The sequence below is a fragment of the Rhodoplanes roseus genome (assembly GCF_003258865.1).
In the GTDB taxonomy this organism is placed as follows: Bacteria; Pseudomonadota; Alphaproteobacteria; order Rhizobiales; family Xanthobacteraceae; genus Rhodoplanes; species Rhodoplanes roseus.
Window position 1 is genome coordinate 20098 of sequence record NZ_NPEX01000032.1, and the last position, 16516, is coordinate 36613.

General features: G+C 69.3%; 17 protein-coding genes. 2 read left to right on the forward strand and 15 right to left on the reverse strand.

Annotated features, from left to right (window positions below):
- Nucleotides 1-80 precede the first annotated feature (80 nt).
- Nucleotides 81-1526 (reverse strand): MFS transporter, encoded by a 1446-nt coding sequence (locus CH341_RS07080; RefSeq protein ID WP_111418328.1) that lies wholly within the window; start codon nt 1524-1526, stop codon nt 81-83.
- Between the two features lie 139 nt (nt 1527-1665).
- Between CH341_RS07080 and CH341_RS07085 the strand changes: the two genes are divergently transcribed.
- A complete protein-coding gene (locus CH341_RS07085) occupies nt 1666-2616 on the forward strand; it encodes a LysR family transcriptional regulator (RefSeq protein WP_111418329.1) in 951 nt (316 codons plus the stop codon).
- On the opposite strand, the gene dapE is transcribed toward CH341_RS07085, so the two are convergent.
- From dapE to rpmH, 14 genes are all read right to left on the reverse strand, one after another.
- Complete coding sequence (gene dapE, locus CH341_RS07090) at nt 2573-3733, reverse strand: succinyl-diaminopimelate desuccinylase (protein WP_111418330.1); 1161 nt, start codon at nt 3731-3733, stop codon at nt 2573-2575. The genes CH341_RS07085 and dapE overlap by 44 nt on opposite strands.
- Nucleotides 3734-3783: 50 nt before the next feature.
- Complete coding sequence (locus CH341_RS07095; RefSeq protein ID WP_111418331.1) at nt 3784-4098, reverse strand: TM2 domain-containing protein; 315 nt, start codon at nt 4096-4098, stop codon at nt 3784-3786.
- An 83-nt stretch (nt 4099-4181) separates the two neighbouring features.
- The gene (locus CH341_RS07100) at nt 4182-4604 is read right to left on the reverse strand and encodes a DUF805 domain-containing protein (RefSeq protein ID WP_111418332.1); all 423 of its coding nucleotides are present in this window, start codon (nt 4602-4604) and stop codon (nt 4182-4184) included.
- A 30-nt stretch (nt 4605-4634) separates the two neighbouring features.
- Nucleotides 4635-5480 carry a 2,3,4,5-tetrahydropyridine-2,6-dicarboxylate N-succinyltransferase gene (gene dapD / locus CH341_RS07105; RefSeq protein ID WP_111418333.1) on the reverse strand — a complete coding sequence of 282 codons (846 nt, stop codon included), beginning with the start codon at nt 5478-5480 and terminating at the stop codon, nt 4635-4637.
- A 72-nt stretch (nt 5481-5552) separates the two neighbouring features.
- On the reverse strand, nt 5553-6290 hold the full coding sequence (locus tag CH341_RS07110; protein WP_111418334.1) for a pyrimidine 5'-nucleotidase: 738 nt from the start codon (nt 6288-6290) through the stop codon (nt 5553-5555).
- Nucleotides 6291-6322: 32 nt separating this feature from the next.
- The gene (locus CH341_RS07115; protein WP_111418335.1) at nt 6323-7330 is read right to left on the reverse strand and encodes a DUF1036 domain-containing protein; all 1008 of its coding nucleotides are present in this window, start codon (nt 7328-7330) and stop codon (nt 6323-6325) included.
- A gap of 95 nt (nt 7331-7425) precedes the next feature.
- A complete protein-coding gene (locus tag CH341_RS07120) occupies nt 7426-9021 on the reverse strand; it encodes a B12-binding domain-containing radical SAM protein (RefSeq protein ID WP_111418336.1) in 1596 nt (531 codons plus the stop codon).
- A gap of 208 nt (nt 9022-9229) precedes the next feature.
- Nucleotides 9230-10114, reverse strand: coding sequence for an acetylglutamate kinase (gene argB / locus CH341_RS07125; protein ID WP_111418337.1), 885 nt, complete (start codon nt 10112-10114; stop codon nt 9230-9232).
- A gap of 564 nt (nt 10115-10678) precedes the next feature.
- Entirely contained in the window at nt 10679-11677 is a 999-nt protein-coding gene (locus CH341_RS07130; protein ID WP_111418338.1) for an aldo/keto reductase, read from the reverse strand.
- A gap of 107 nt (nt 11678-11784) precedes the next feature.
- Nucleotides 11785-12156: a DUF423 domain-containing protein gene (locus CH341_RS07135; RefSeq protein WP_111418339.1), complete on the reverse strand. Its 372-nt coding sequence runs from the start codon at nt 12154-12156 to the stop codon at nt 11785-11787.
- Between the two features lie 153 nt (nt 12157-12309).
- The gene (yihA, locus tag CH341_RS07140; RefSeq protein WP_111418348.1) at nt 12310-12927 is read right to left on the reverse strand and encodes a ribosome biogenesis GTP-binding protein YihA/YsxC; all 618 of its coding nucleotides are present in this window, start codon (nt 12925-12927) and stop codon (nt 12310-12312) included.
- A gap of 211 nt (nt 12928-13138) precedes the next feature.
- Complete coding sequence (gene yidC / locus CH341_RS07145; protein WP_111418340.1) at nt 13139-14974, reverse strand: membrane protein insertase YidC; 1836 nt, start codon at nt 14972-14974, stop codon at nt 13139-13141.
- Nucleotides 14971-15378 (reverse strand): ribonuclease P protein component, encoded by a 408-nt coding sequence (gene rnpA, locus CH341_RS07150; protein ID WP_111418341.1) that lies wholly within the window; start codon nt 15376-15378, stop codon nt 14971-14973. The genes yidC and rnpA overlap by 4 nt, the downstream gene beginning before the upstream one ends.
- A 30-nt stretch (nt 15379-15408) precedes the next feature.
- On the reverse strand, nt 15409-15543 hold the full coding sequence (gene rpmH / locus CH341_RS07155) for a 50S ribosomal protein L34 (protein ID WP_010300405.1): 135 nt from the start codon (nt 15541-15543) through the stop codon (nt 15409-15411).
- A 313-nt stretch (nt 15544-15856) separates the two neighbouring features.
- Here rpmH and CH341_RS07160 point away from each other — a divergent pair.
- The coding region (locus CH341_RS07160) for a TVP38/TMEM64 family protein (protein WP_111418342.1) at nt 15857-16516 on the forward strand (660 nt) is incomplete at its 3' end.

Genomic DNA, 16516 nt, shown 5'->3' on the forward strand with positions numbered 1-16516 from the left:
GCCTGCGGTCCGGTCGCGCCGCCCGACGGGCTGTATCTGGTCGCCGTGGAGTATTGAGGCGAGGCTCGTCTCACGAAGCCTCAGATCCGGCGTGACCGGCCGACGAGCACACGGCTGCCGACCGTCGCGGCGAGGGCGAGACCGATCAGCATCGCCGCGATCAGGAACGTGAAGCGGAAGCCCGTCGCAACGGCCTCCGGATTCACCGTCGCGACGTGGGTCGCCCCGGACGACAGCGCGAACACGGCCCCCATCACGGACGCACCGGTGATCAATCCCAGATTGCGCGACAGAGTTAGCATTCCAGAGACCACGCCACGCCGGTCCGGTCCGACATCGGTCATCACCGCCGTGTTGTTGGCGGCCTGGAACAACGCATACCCTGCCGTCGCGACACCGATTCCAGCCACGTAGCCGAAGACGCCGAACCGCAGCGGCATCATCGCGAGAGCGACGGAGCCGGCCGCGATGGCGGCGAGGCCCGCGAGCACCGCCCCGGAGGGGCCGAAGCGATCGACGACGCGGCCGGCCGGCACGCCGGTCAATGCCGCCACGAGCGGGCCGACCGACAGCACGAGCCCGACCAGGGCCGCATCCAGGCCGATCGCCCGCGCCAGATAGAACGGCCCGACCACCAGGGTCGCCATCATCACGGTCGAGACGACGGCGTTGCTGCCGAGCCCGGCGCTCAGCACCGGGTCGCGAAACATCGCCAGCCGGATCAGTGGCGAGGCCGCCCTCGCCTCGACACGCACGAACAGCACGAGACCCACACCGGCGGCCGCGAGCAGGACGGCGCTGGACAGGCCGAACGGGCCACGGCCGACCGTCGTGGCGAGCGCATAGGCCGCCAGCGTCGCGGTGAGCAGCATCGTGCCGGCCGCGTCGAACGGGCCCCGGTCCGCTGTCGTGCGCGGCCGGTCGGCAGGCAGGTGACGATGGGCGAGCGCCAGCGCGAGCAGACTCAGCGGCACGCCGACCAGGAAGATGGAGCGCCAGCCGAAGCCGGCGATCAGTACGCCGCCCAGCGACGGGCCCAGTGCCGTGCCGATCGCCGACATAGTGCCGAGCAGTCCCATGGCGCTTCCGGTCCGGTCCTTCGGCACCGTCTCGCCGACCAGGGCGATGGCGAGCGCCATCATCACGGCCGCGCCGAGTCCCTGCCCGGCGCGGGCAACGATCAGAAGACCCAGCGAGGGCGCAAGGCCGCACAGCACCGAGGCGGCCATGAACACCACCAGGCCGCCGAGCAGCAGTCGGCGTCGTCCGATCATGTCACCGAGCCGCCCGGCGCCGACGATCAGCGTCGTGATGGCGAGCAGATAAGCGAGCACGACCCACTGGACGTCCTGGAACGACGCGGCGAACGAGTCGGCCAGCGTCGGCAGGGCGACGTTGGCGACGCTGGTCCCCAGCGACGACAGCAGCATGGCGAGCGACAACGCCGCGAGCGCTCCTCGGACCGACAGGTCTCGCTCCGCTCCCGAGACGAACGTGGCGTCTCCAGCGGCTGCAATCGGCTTCATCGGATCCTCCGTCGACCGGCGGCCCAGGCCGCGACCGCCCGAACCTAGGGGCATCCCTCCCATGGCGGAACGCGCAGCATTTGCACTCCATTCGTGCGCCGGACGCCACATCGGTCGCGAACCGTGCTAACGTCGCCGCATGGCCCGACCCGACCTCAACCTGCTCGTGACGCTCGATGTCCTGCTCACCGAGGGGAGCGTCGCACGGGCGGCACGGAAGCTGCGGCTCAGCCCGTCTGCGATGAGCCGGGCGCTGGCGCGGCTGCGCGAGACCACCGGCGATCCGCTTCTGGTGCGGGCGGGACGCGGCCTCGTTCCGACGCCGCGGGCGATTGCCCTGCGCGACCGCGTCGGCCCCCTGGTCGAGGAGGCCGAGGCGGTGCTGCGGCCGGCCGAGACGCTCGACCTGGCCAAGGTGAGCCGCACCTTCACGCTGCGGACGAGCGAAGGCTTCGTGGACAATTTCGGGCCGGACCTGGTCGCCCGCGTCGCCGCCCAGGCGCCGGGATTGCGGCTGCGCTTCCTGCCCAAGGCGGACAAGGACAGCGCGCTGCTCCGCGACGGCACCGTCGACCTGGAAACCGGCGTCGTCGGCACCACGACGGGGCCGGAGCTGCGCGCGCTGACACTGTTCCGCGACCGCTTCATCGGCGTCGTGCGCAAGGGCCATCCGTTGTGCCGGGGCGAGATCACGCCGGCGCGCTACGCGGCCGGCCGGCACATCCTGTTCTCGCGGCAGGGGCTCGACGAGGGACCGATCGATCAGGCCCTCAGGCAGCTCGGCCTGGCGCGGGAGATCACCACGATCGTCGGCGGCTTCTCGACCGCGCTGGCACTGGCCCGAGCCTCCGACCTGGTGGCCAGCGTGCCCGAACGTCACACCGGAATGCTGCGCGACGGCATGCGCAGCTTTCCGCTGCCGGTTTCGGTTCCCGAGCTCGCGATCTCGCTGCTCTGGCACCCGCGCATGGACGCCGATCCGGCGCACCGATTCCTGCGCGGCTGCGTCCGCGATGTCTGCGCGGAACGGATCGCCGCGCCAGCGACTAACCGAAATAGCGCGAAAAAATCTCGCGATAGACGGCGGTGAGTCCCACGAGGTCGGCCACCGGGACGCGCTCGTCGATGCCGTGCATCGAGGCGTTGACCAGCCCGAACTCGATCACCGGGCAATAGTCCTTGATGAAGCGCGCATCCGAGGTACCGCCCGACGTCGAGAGCGTCGGCGCGCGTCCGGTGACGGTCTCGATGGCGTCGCTCACCAGACCGACGAACGGGCCCGGCGCGGTGAGGAACACGTCGGCGTTGGAGGGCTCCCACACGATCTTGAACCGGGCGTCCGGCGCGGCCGCCACGGCGCGCGCCTCGACCAGCGCCTTCAGCGACTCCTGCGTATGGTGATCGTTGAAGCGGATGTTGAAGCGCGCCCGCGCCTCGGCCGGAATCACGTTGACGGTCTTGTTGCCCACATCGATCGAGGTGAACTCGAGATTCGAGGGATCGAAATGCTCGCTGCCCGCGTCGAGCGGCTCGGCGAGCAGGGCAGAGACCAGCCGCACCATGTGGCGCACTGGATTGTCGGCGAGACGCGGATAGGCGACGTGCCCCTGGGTCCCGTGGACGATCAGGGCGCCGTTGAGCGAGCCGCGCCGGCCGATCTTGACCATGTCGCCGAGCGCTTCGGGATTGGTCGGCTCGCCCAGGACGCAGTGGTCGAACGTCTCGCCGCGTTCCACGGCCCACTTCAGGAGCTTCACGGTGCCGTTGACGGCGACGCCCTCCTCGTCCCCGGTGAGCAGGAACGAGAGCGATCCCTTCGGCCGGCCGCCGTTCGCTTCGAGATGATCGAGCGCCGCGGCGAGCGCGCAGGCGACCGCGCCCTTCATGTCGACGGCGCCGCGGCCGTAGAGCACGCCGTGCGCCACCTCGCTGGCGAAGGGCGGATGCGTCCACCGCGTCTCGTCGCCGGCCGGCACCACGTCGGTGTGGCCGGCGAAGACCAGATGCGGCCCCTCGCTGCCGATGCGAGCGTAGAGATTCTCGATGTCGGCGTGCCCCGGCTCGGAAAACACCGGTCGCTCCACCGTGAAGCCGGCGCGGCCGAGCTGGTCGGCGACGTAGGCGAGCGCACCACCCTCGGCAGGAGTCACGGAGGGGCACCGCAGGAGATCGCGGGCGATGGCGACGACGTCGGCGGGCTGTGTCACGCGGCAATACTCATCCACGTCGTCTCGGGCGGCAACTCGAGGGCGATCGATCAGGCCCCGAGCTGGGCGGCGAGCAGCATGTTCTGCTGACGGATCCAGCCCGGAATCAGGAAGGCATCGATCAGGATCCACACCCCGCTCACGATGGCTCCGAACACCGTGAGCGTGAGGACGAGCTGGGCGATCGCGACACCGGTGCGCTTGAGATAGAAATTGTGCCCCCCGAACATGCCGAGGAAGAACCACAACAGGTAGGCGATCAGCGCCGTCTTCTTGTTCGCCTCGAACATCATGATGGCCCGCGCGTCGTTGGACAAGCCGGCGGGCGCAGCGGCGACCGGCGGGGCGCTAGGGACGTTGCTCATCTCATAGTCTCCTGATGCCACGAGGCGAAATATGCAACATCAGGCTGCATCTCTCAATACCACCGAAGGACGCCGATCGATTTTCACTCGCCGGGCGACGGCCCCCAGCGGTTCGGCCCCGGCGTGCCGGGCCGGAAGCCGAGATCGATCAGCAGCACCAACGCGAAGACCAGCCACGGCACGGTGAGCATGAGCAGAAGCGCGCTCGGCTCGTCGGACGTTCCGGCCGCGCCGATCACGAACAGGAAGTCGATCAGTACGCTGACGCCGAAGAACACGCCCGGCACCACGGTCGGCATGCCGCGGTCGTGGCCGCGTTTCGCCATGATGGCGAATTCCGGATAGCTGAACGCCAGGCTGACGATGGAGGTGAGGCGCTCGCCCTCGATCGCGCCGGCGATGGCGTGGCAGGTGAGCTCGACCGCCGTGACGGCGACGAATGCGATCCAGAAGACCTTTCGCGTGATGCGGCCGTGGAATCCGAACAGGACGTCATGCCAGGTCATGTCGTCCTCCGGGGCCGGACCGAGGCCGCATCAGTCGCGCAGGAGCTCGTTGATCGACGTCTTGGAGCGGGTCTTTTCGTCGACCCGCTTGACGATCACGGCGCAGTAGAGGCCCGGGCCCGGCGTGCCGTCCGGCAGCGGCCTGCCCGGCATGGTGCCGGACACCACCACCGAATAGGGCGGCACCTCGCCCGTGAAGACCTCGCCGGTGGCGCGGTCGACGATCTTGGTCGAGGCGCCGAGATAGACACCCATCGACAGGACCGAGCCGGTGCGGACGATCACGCCCTCGGCGACCTCGGCCCGCGCGCCGACGAAGCAGTTGTCCTCGATGATCACCGGGCCGGCCTGCAGCGGCTCGAGCACGCCGCCGATGCCGGCGCCGCCGGAGATGTGGCAGTTCTTCCCGATCTGGGCGCAGGAGCCGACCGTCGCCCAGGTGTCCACCATGGTGCCGGTGTCGACATAGGCGCCGAGATTGACGAAGGACGGCATCAACACGACGCCGGGCGCGATATAGGCCGAGCGCCGGACGATCGCCCCCGGCACCGCGCGAAACCCGGCGTCGCGGAAATGCGCCTCGATCCAGCCGTCGAACTTGGACGGCACCTTGTCCCACCAGACGGCCCGCCCGGGGCCGCCCGGGATCACGGACATGTCGTTGAGCCGGAACGAGAGCAGCACGGCCTTCTTCAGCCACTGGTTGACCCGCCAGGACCCGTCGGCCTGCTTCTCGGCGACCCGCTCCTCGCCGCAGTCGAGCAGCCGAAGCGCGCGGTCGACCGCGTCGCGGACCGGGCCGGTGGTGTCCGGACCGATCTCGTTGCGGCGTTCGAACGCCTCGTCGATGGCTTGGGCGAGCTCTGCGTGCGACATGCGGCAATCCCCGGAATACGCAATGGCGGCCGGGTTGTCGGAGCCGGCGGCAGTTCTGTCAAGGGCGCCCGCTCAGGGACAACCCTGGGCCGGCCGGTCGACCGGGAGCCTCTCCAGAAAGCCGGTGATATCGTCGGTCACGTGATCGACATGGGGGGCGTCGTGGCCCTCCAGCTCCCAGCCCTCGCGAAACACCTCGCGGGTCTTCTCCGGGACGACCAGCACGGTCACCATGCCGAGCCGGTGCGGCACCTCGAGGTTGCGGGCCAAATCCTCGAACAGGGCCGCCTTCGCCGGATCCACGCCATGGCGGGCCAGGAACTTGTCGTAGACGTCCGGGAACGGCTTGGGCGACAGCTCGCCGGCGACGATGTCGAACACGTCCTCGAAGCAGTGGTCGATCTGCAGCCGCGCCAGCACGGCGTCGGCATGCGTCTTCGTGCCGTTGGTCAGGATCAGCTTGCGGCCCGGCAGCCGCTCGATGGCGGCGCCGAGCGCCGGATTCGGCAGCAGTGGCGAATGATCGATCCGGTGGACGTAGTCGAGGAAGTCGTCCGGCTCCATGCCGTGCTCGGCCATCAGGCCGCGCATGCTGGTGCCGAAGCGCTTGTAGTAGTCCTTCTGCACCCGGAACGCCTCGTCATGGGTGATGGCGAGGAAGTTGGCGATGTAGTCGCGGATTCGCACGTCGACCTGCTGCCACAGGTTGAGGTGATGCGGGTAGAGCGTGTTGTCGAGGTCGAACACCCAGGTATCGACGTGGTCGAACCTGCGGGCGGCGGAGGGAGTGTCGGGGGCGGTGGAAGACATGAGGGGCTGTTTAGCCCGATCGGCCGCGGGCGTCACTCCTGGAAGCGGACAGTGGTGGCCGGCTTGCCGGCGAGGTCGACGGGCGCGAAGCCGGTCGCATCCAGTCCCGACGCCGTGCAGTCCTTGTGGTCCGAGAGCTCGAAGCGGGACTCGCGGGTGCACAGCGTGGTGCCACCGCCCCAGGAGAGACGGCCTGTGCCGCGCCGCAGCGGCTGGCCGTCCGGGTCCACGGCCTCGCCGAAGCTGTAGACCCGCCGCGGCTTGCCGGCGACCTCCGGGCGAACGCATTTGCCGGGATCGACCCGGTACCAGCCGCGCGTGACGACACCGCCCTTCTCGTCGGTGCCGACCGCCGCCATCACGGGCCACCGGGTGTCGTTGCACCAGGAGAAGCCCGAGGCCGCCGGCTGCTGGGCCGTCTCGATCAGGAGGTCGAACAGGTTCGACGCCGATCGTCCCTCCGGGCCCAGGCCACGATCCTTGAGGAACTGGGCGATGGCGGCCTCGGTCTTGGGGCCCGTGACGCCGTCGACCGGGGTGGCGTCGTAGCCGGCCAGCACCAGCAGCCGCTGGATGCCTGCAAGGCGCGCCTGCTCGTCGGAATACTCGGCCTCCTCGGCGAGCGCGGCGACCAGCCCGTCCGGCGTCTCGGTCGGCTTCACGGCGGTGAAGCGGGCGAACCGCTGCGGCGGACGGCAGGCGCGGGCGGCCGCGATCAGGAAGTCGCCGTTGGCGATGCAAAGGTCGGCGTGGCCACTCTGCGGCTCGGGCGAGGGCCCGTAGACCGGCATGGCGCGAGCGTGAAGGAAGAGCTGCTCCGCCTCGACCGTGCCCTGGAGGACGACCCGGCACTGGCCCGGATCGAGGCGAAACCAGCCGCGGGTCGCGGTCGCCCCTTTTTCGTCGAGCCCGAGGGCGGCTTCGACGACGTAGCTGAGTCGGTTGCAGATTTTCAGATCCGCACGGGCCTCGCCACCGGCGAGAACCGCCAGCGCCAGCGTCGCGGCACCGAGTCCGAGCCGTACTCCCCTGCCCCGCATCGTCCCCTCCGCCGCGGTCGGCGATTCGCCTCGCCCGCAGGGATGAAGCGAACCGGCAGCGGCCGCAAGGGGCTCAAAACCTGCCGGCGCGAACGTTACTGGAGGGCCGGCTGCCGCTCGGCCTGGACCAGACGGGTCGCCCGCGGCGGACCCGAGCGGTCGATCTCGGCGATTCGGCGGTCGATCTCGCCGATCGCATGGCGCGAGAACGGGCCGAGGTGCATGTAGAACGCCATCAGCACGACGATGTAGCGCAGCGCGCCGGGATTGCTCTTGGCGACCTCGACGAAGACCTTCCAGAACGGCTCGCGCGCTTCCGGCAGCGCCTTGATGATCTGATGGATCGCCTCCATGCCGCCGAGACGCCGGCGCACGTCGCCTTCCGGCAGGTCGCGGCGACGATCGGAGCGGTCGAGCATCGCGGCGAGCCGCGACAGCCGCCCTGCATAGGCGACCGGATCGAAGACGTTGCTCAGCACCGTCCGGTAGTCGACCAGAATGTCCCGCAACGGCCGCAGCGTGTCGAAGTTGCAGCCGAGCGTGCACTGGTCACCGGCCTGGTCGACCAGCATGAGGTCGTGCCCCGGATGCAGGCGGCCCTCCTTGGCGAGGCGCCGCGTGAGCTGCGTGCCGGGCAGCGCGTAGAGGAGGCCAACCATGCAGATCGGGATCGCGGTCTCCTCGATGAACTCGGTCATGGCGCCGGCGATCGACACCTTCTCGGTGTCGAAGCCGACGATGAAGCCCGCCGTCACGAACATGCCGTAGCCGTAGATCTTGTGCACGCACTCGGCGATGTTGCGCTTGGTGTTCTGCTTCTTGCGCATCTGCACCAGCGTCTCGGGATCCGGGCTCTCGATGCCGATGAAGACGGCGAAGAAGTTCGCGTCCTTCATGGCCTGCAGCATCTCGTCGTCGTCGGCGAGATTGATCGATGCCTCGGTCGAGAACTCGAACGGATAGTCGTGCTCCTCCAGCCACGCCTTCAGGCGCGGCATCAGGGTGCGGATGTTCTTCTTGTTGCCGATGAAGTTGTCGTCGACGAAGTCGACGTGACCGCGATAGCCGAAGTCGTAGAGGGCCTGCAGCTCGGCGAGGATCTGGTCGTTGGTCTTGGTGCGCGGCACCCGACCGTAAAGCTCGATGATGTCGCAGAACTCGCAGGTGAACGGGCAGCCGCGCGCATACTGCACGCCGATGTAGAGATAGTGCTCGAACTTCAGCAGATCCCAGCGCGGCAGCGGCGTCGTGGTGATGTCGGCCTTGAACTTCTCGGCCGTGAACACGCCCTTGCGCTCGCCGCGCTCCCAGGCGGCGATGAAGTCGTCGATCACCAGCTCGGCCTCGCCGATCACCTGGAAGTCGGCCGCGGCATAGAGATGCGGGCTCGACGACACGTCGGGACCGCCGACGCAGACGGGCTTACCGTGGCGGTGGACGAGATCGATCAGATGGAGGAAGTCCGGCTGCTGGTTCAGCATGCCGCCGATCATCACCAGATCGGCCCAGGCGAAGTCGTCGTCGGCGAGCGTCTCGGTGTTGCGGTTGACCAGCCGGATGTCCCAGCTCGGCGGCAGCATGGCCGCGACCGTGATCAGCCCCAGCGGCGCCGCCGGGTACTTCGCCCCGACCAGCTCGCAGGCGGCCTTGTAGTTCCAGAACGAGTTCGCAATGAACTCGGGATAGATCATCAGAACGCGTGTCGTGCTCGCAGTCACGTCAGGGGATCTCCGCGGCGGGCAGCAGCAACATTCGGAAATGCTGCCGCACCTTGCACGGATCGCTCCGCACACTCAAGCGTCGACAACCGACGCACCCTGCGTTGGTGCGCCGCAACCGGCTCGAGGTTCGATCCGTGGCGGAACCGTGGCTGCGGCGTGACGCCGCGATGTCGCGGCGTCAGCGGTGAATGAGGGTTCCGGCGCCGAGATCGGTCAGCAGCTCGAGCAGGACCGCGTGCTCGACCTTGCCGTCGAGGATGACGACACCTTCCACCCCGGCCTCGAGCGCGTAGATGCAGGTCTCGACCTTCGGGATCATGCCGCCCGTGATGGTGCCGTCGGCGATGAGCCGCCGGGCGTCGTCGATCGACAGGTCCTTGATCAGCTGCTTCGACTTGTCGAGCACGCCCGGCACGTCGGTGAGCAGCAGCAGGCGCTTGGCCCGCAGCGCGCCGGCGACGGCGCCGGCGAACGTGTCGGCATTGACGTTGTAGGTGCCGCCCTCGGCCGAGGTGGCGATCGGCGCCAGCACCGGGATCAAGTCCTTGCCGACGATCTGGTCGAGCACCGACACGTCCACCTTCTCGGGCTCGCCGACGAAGCCGAGGTCGACGATCTGCTCGATCCGCGAGCCGGGATCGACCACGGTGCGGCCGATCTTCCTGGCCGTGACCATGTTGCCGTCCTTGCCCGACAGGCCGACCGCGCGCCCGCCGGCGGCGTTGATGAAGCCGACGATCTGCTTGTTGATCGAGCCGGCCAGCACCATCTCGACGATCTCGATGGTCTCCTCGTCGGTGACGCGCAGGCCGGCCGCGAACTCCGACTTGATGCCGAGGCGCTTGAGCATGCCGCCGATCTGCGGGCCGCCGCCGTGCACCACCACCGGATTGATGGCGGTCTGCTCCAGCAGCACGATGTCGCGCGCGAAGCTGCGGGCCGCCGCCTCCTCGCCCATGGCATGGCCGCCGTATTTCACCACGACGATCTCGTCGTCGTAGCGCTGCATGTGAGGCAGCGCCTCGATCAGCACGCGGGCGATGTCGTGCGGCGACACGGTCATGGGAGGTCCTCGGTCAGGCGGTCTGACGGCGGCCGAAACGGCTGGCGGCTTTTTACCGGGCCGGACCGCCGCGGGGAAGGCCCCGCGTCGAGACCGGCCGCGGCCCCGGATTGCAGGGATCGCATCGCCATTGTCGCCCGCGGCGGCGGACCGCTCACCCGCCGGACGGCTGCACCGCAGCCACCATCTCGGCAGCACCGGCCGTGGAGCCGTCACCACAGCGGGGCGCAGGCCGAAGCACTTCCCGATCGCCCGCGCGACGTTGTACTCGCCGCCGCTCTCCCACGCCCGGAAGCGGCGCACCTCGCGCACCGGCCGAACTCGGGATCTAAGCGCAGCATCGCCTCGGCGAGGGCGGCGACCCTCGGGCATGACAGGACGACAGCCCGACGGACAATGGCCCGCGGCTGATCCATGGGTCGCCCGCGGCGCAAAGTAACTATACGGTTACTTTGCCCAGAATCCAGCGTGCGACCTCTGCCGAAAGACGCGGCGGCACTGACCGGTGAGTGGGCCGGGAGGCGCAGCGACGCCGGCAGCAGCGCCTCACCGGAGGCCATGTGGTCAGGTCTCGATCATCGCCATGCCGGCTTCGGGATAGCGGGTACCGGCGACTCCCGCCGCCACCGGCTCCAGCGTGGCGAGATCGTCTGCGTCGAGCACGAGATCGCGGGCGGCGGCGTTCTGCTCGAGATACGCGACCCGCTTGGTCCCGGGAATCGGCACGACGTCGTCACCGCGCGACAGCACCCAGGCGAGCGCCACCTGGGCCGGCGTCGCCCCGTGCTTGCGGGCGACCGCTTCCACGGGCGCCACCGCGGCCGCGTTGCGGGCGGCGTTCTCGTCCGAGAAGCGCGGGTCGATCCGGCGATAATCGGCCGCAGCGAGCGCGGCCCGCCCGGTGACGGCGCCGGTGAGGAAGCCGCGGCCGAGCGGGCTGTAGGCGACGAAGCCGATCCCGAGCTCGCGCAGGGTGGGCAGCACGGCCGTCTCGACGCCGCGCTCCCATAGCGAGTATTCGCTCTGCACGGCGGCGATCGGATGAACCGCATGGGCGCGCCGGATGGTCTCGGGCCCGACCTCGGACAGGCCGAGATGCCGCACCTTGCCGGCCTTCACCAGCTCGGCCATCGCGCCGACCGTCTCCTCGATCGGCACGGCCGGATCGCGCCGGTGCTGGTAGTAGAGGTCGATGACGTCGATGCCGAGCCGCTTCAGCGAGGCGTCGGCCACCCGGCGCACATTGGCCGGACTCCCGTCGACGCCGCGCGAGCGAAGATCGAGCGGATCCTCGGGATTGAACTTGAATCCGAACTTGGTGGCGACGACGACGTCGCTGCGGCGACCCGCGATGGCGCGCCCGACCAGCTCCTCGTTGGTGAACGGCCCGTAGACCTCGGCGGTGTCGAGAAACGTGATGCCGAGCTCGCGCGCCCGATGGATGGTGGCGATCGATTCGACATCGTTGCGCTCGCCATAGGCGAACGTCATGCCCATGCAACCGAGGCCCATGGACGACACGGCGAGACCGCCGAGGCGACGTGACTGATGTGTGTCTGGCATGTGGGGTTGATCCTGTCGGCCCGCGACCGGCACCGCGACGGCCGCAGAACATGTGTGCGGTCGTCCCGCCACCGGCAAGCCGAGCAACCGCGAGACGGAGCCCGCTCTCAGCCGCCCCGGGAGACCCGCACGGCGGCCGCGACGCCGAGAACCAGCCAGCTCAGGATCAGGATGCTGCCGCCGGTCGGAGCCGCCATGGGAAAAATCCGGTGGCCTGCGAAAGCACGCAACGTCACGTCGCCGGAGAAGAGCAGTGTGCCGAGGACGAAACCGGCCAGCGCGACGAGCGCCAGCGGCCGCCAGGCGAGGCCGGCCGACACCGCCGCAGCGCCTGCGACGACGGCGACCGCATGGACCAACAGGATCTGCGCGGCACTGTCGAGACCGACGCCGGGTGCGGCATGCGCGGCTGCGGCCGCGAGCGCCACACCGGCGGCGCCCATCAGGCCGGCAATCAGCACGAAGAGCGAGAGGGTCATGGAGCGGGTCCTTGCAACCGCGACGCCGCACGGTCGCGGCGACCCGAACAGCGTCGTCGCCGGCCGGACCGGCGACCGTCTCGAACGATGCATCTTTGACCGATGCAGGCGCGGGTCAAGCCCTGGCCGAGCCGCTCCGGCGTGCGACGACGCTCACCGCTTCTCGGCCATCAGCCGGGCGACGGCGGCGCGCATCTCGCCGATGCCGGCGCCGGTGCGGGCCGAGGTGGTGAGGATGCCCGGATAGGCGGCGGTGCGCTTCTTCAGCGCCGCCTCGATCGCATCCGTCACGGCGGCGAGCTCGTTCGGCTTGGGCTGGTCGGCCTTGGTCAGCACGACCTGGTAGCTCACCGCCGCCTCGTCGAGGAGATCCAGGACCGGCGCGTCGGTGTCCTTGAGGCCATGGCGCGCGTCGATCAGCACATAGACGCGGGCGAGGTTGGCACGCCCCCGCAGATACGCGCGGATCAGCTCGGTCCAGGCCGCGACCTTGGCCTTGGGGGCGGCGGCGTAGCCATAGCCCGGCATGTCGACGAGGCGCAGCCGCTCGCCGGCCGAGAAGAAGATCAGCTCCTGGGTGCGGCCCGGCGTCTGCGACGTGCGGGCGAGGCCGTCGCGGCCCGTGAGCGCATTGACCAGGCTCGACTTGCCGACGTTGGAGCGGCCTGCGACCGCGATCTCGACGCCGAACATCTTGGGGAGTGCCGGCATCGTGTCGGCCGCCGCCATGAACTCCCAATCCACCGCGAACAGCTTGCGGCCGGCGGACATCTCGGCCGGCGTGAAGGGCGCGGTCGTGGTCGTGGTGCCGGAGGAGATCGGGGCGTCGGACATGATGGCGTTGACCTCATCTCGGAGCCGTCCTGTCCGGCCTCGCGCCGGTCAGCGACAGGATTTCAGCGCAATGCCCCGTAAGACGTGGATGGCCGGGACGAGCCCGGCCATGACGACGCACTGGATGCTCGGGAGCGGGGCGCCGCCCCTACTCCGTCTTCCGCTTGGGGATCCAGCCCTTGATGTTGTCGAACAGCTCGATCTTGGCGCCGTTGCGCCGCATGATCACGGCCTGCTGGATCACCGAGAGCGTGTTGTTCCACGCCCAGTAGATCACGAGGCCCGCCGAGAAGCTCGCCAGCATGAAGGTGAAGATCACCGGCATCCAGTCGAAGATCATCTTCTGGGTCGGATCGGGCGGCGCCGGGTTCAGCTTCATCTGGAACCACATGGTCACGCCCATGATGAGCGGCCACGCCCCGAGATGCAGGAACGAGCCGATCATCGGAAGGGCCATCGGGTCGTAAGGCAGCAGGCCGAACAGGTTGAACACCGTGGTCGGATCCGGCGCCGAGAGATCGTGGATCCAGCCGAAGAACGGCGCGTGCCGCATCTCGATGGTGACGAACAGCACCTTGTAGAGCGAGAAGAACACCGGGATCTGGATCAGCACCGGCCAGCAGCCGGCGATCGGGTTGATCTTCTCCCGCTTGTAGATCTCCATCAGCTCCTGCTGCTGCTTCACCTTGTCGTCCGGATAGCGCTCCTTCAGCGCCGCCATCTGCGGCTGCACGGCCTTCATCTTCGCCATCGAGGCGTAGGACTTGTTGGCGAGCGGGAAGAACACCGCCTTGATCATCACCGTGACCAGCAGGATCGCGATGCCGAAATTGTGGGTCCACTGGAACAGGAAATCGATGGTCCAGAACATCGGCTTGGTGATGAAGTAGAACCATCCCCAGTCGATCAGCAGCTCGAAGCGGTTGAGCTTGAGTGCCTTGTCGTAGCCGTCGACGGTGGAGACCTCCTTGGCGCCCGCGAACAGGCGGCCGAGGGCGCTGCCGGTCTCGCCCGGCGCGATGGTCTGGGCGTCGAGCAGGTAGTCGGTCTGGAAGGTGCGAAGATTTCCGGCCTGGCCGGTCGAGAACTTGGCCTGAAGGCTGGCGGCCGGAGCCGGCAGCAACGTCGCGGCCCAGTACTTGTCGGTGATGCCCAGCCACGCATTGGTGACCTTGAAGGGCATCACCTTCTTGTCCTCGATCGCCTTGTAGGTGACCTCCTGCAGGCCCTGGTCGCCGAGCACGCCGATCAGACCCTCGTGCAGGATGTAATATCCGAGCGTCTGTGGGGTGCCGTGGCGCGAGACCAGCGCATAGGGATAGAGCGTGACCGGTGCCTGGCCCTTGTTGACGACCTCGTCCTTCACGGTGAACAGGAACTTGTCGTCGACCGTGAGGGTTCGGCGGAACTCCAGGCCCTCGCCATTGTCCCACACGAGCGTCGCCGGCCGGCTCGGCGTCAGTGCGCCGGAGCCCTGTTGGGTCCACACCGTCTCGGCCCCGGGCAGCTTGACCGGAGCGCCCGCCGCCGAGACCCAGCCGAACTCGGCATAGAACGGATGCGGCGTCCCCGACGGCGACAGCAGCACGATCGCCGGCGACGTCGGGTCGACGGTCTCGCGGAAGCGCACCAGCGCGACATCGTCGATACGGGCGCCCTTGAGGGCGATCGAGCCGCGGATGTTCGGGGTTTCGACCTGGAGGCGCGGACCGGCCGCGAGAGCGGCGTCACGCGACTGCTCCGCCGTGATCGCGGCCTGGCCGGGCACCGGGGGGGCGCTGCCGCCGGGCGCCGGCGCGGCGCCGGGCTGCGGCGCGCTGCCGGCCGGCTGGCCGGGCGTCGCCGGCTGGCCCTGAGCCTGCTGTTGCTGCTGCTGGACCTGACGCTGCTTCTCCAGCTGCGGCATGCCGAAGAAGAATTGCCATGCGATCAGCACGACCGCCGAAAGGGCGATGGCCAGGAGGACGTTCTTCTGTTCGTTCATGAGGACGCTCGGGCGGTCGGCCGCGGATCGGGTTGCTGGCTGCGCGCGCCGTCACGCGCAGGCGGTTCGGGCTCGCGCGCGGGCCGATGGACCCGCTTCACGGCACCGATGAAATCGGCGACGCAGCGGTCGAACGGCCGATCCAGGGCGGCACGCCGGCCGATCATCACGTAGTCGTTGCCGTCGCGCAGGCGTCCCGCGGCGGTTAGCCGCACGACCTCGCGGAGGCGCCGCCGGACCCGGTTGCGCTCCACCGCCGTGCCGACTTTCCGGGTCACAGTGAAGCCGACCCGCGGCGGACCTTGATCACCCCGCTCGCGCGACTGCAGCACGAATGCCGGCGTGGGCGCCTTGGCGCCCTTGGCGGCGGCGAGAAAATCGGACCGCTGCCGCAACCGTTGCATCGAAACGACGCCCGGCCGGCATCGGCACGATCACGCGCTGAGCCGCTTGCGGCCGCGCGCGCGACGGGCGGCAATGACCTTGCGGCCACCGACGGTGGCCATCCGGGCGCGAAAGCCGTGGCGGCGCTTGCGCACCAGTTTGCTCGGCTGATAGGTCCGCTTCACGGTCTTCTACTCCGCTTTTCGTCTCGGCCGGACGGTCGGTCGCCGGCGCCTGGTCGGCACGTTGTCGCAGATCAACGCTGTTCGGGGATCGGCACGGCCGAAAATTCAGCGGGGCTTATACGGGAGGGTCCGCCCCCCGTCAATGCGAGGGAACCACTGCCGCGATGCGACCGCCCCTCCCGGCCGAGGCTCGGCGCGTTCAAATACCGGTGACGGACCTGCACGAACGGCTGCGCCATCGTATAGAGCGCAAATTCGCGCCGTTTCGACGCGAGGTCCAGGCCGAGGTTTGATTATCCCCCGATCCGAGCACATGCCCGCTCCGCGCGAGCGCCCGCCCTCGCCCCGGGCGGCGCTCCGGCTGTTGCGGCTGCTGCCCCTGCTCGTGCTGGGCGGAGCGGCACTCGCCCTGATTGCGTCGGGCTGGCATCACGAGCTTTCGATGGAGGCGCTGATCCGCCGCCACGCCCTGGTGGAGGCCTATGTGGCCCTCCGACCCGCCACGGCTCTCGCCGGCTTCGTGGCTCTCTACACGGCCGTGGCGGCGCTGGCGGTGCCGGGCGCCGCAGCCCTGACCATCGCTGGCGGCCTGGTGTTCGGCACCATCGTCGGCGGGATCGGGACCATGGTCGGGGCCACGGCCGGCGCCACCCTGCTGTTTCTCGCCGCCCGGACGGCGCTCGGCGGCTGGCTGATGGGCCTCGCCGGGGCGGCGGGCGACCGGCTGGCCCGCGGCCTGCGGCGCGACGCCTTCGGCTATCTCCTGGTGCTGCGGCTGGTCCCGCTGGTGCCGTTCTGGCTCGTGAACATCGTCGCGGCGGTCGCGGGCCTCGGCCTGCGCCCGTTCGTCGCCGCGACCGTGATCGGCATCGCCCCGGCGACCTTCGCGTTTGCTTTCGTCGGCGCCGGCCTCGACAGCGTCATCCGGGCCCAGGCGGCGCGGCAGGCCGCCTGCGTCGCCGCCGGGACCGAC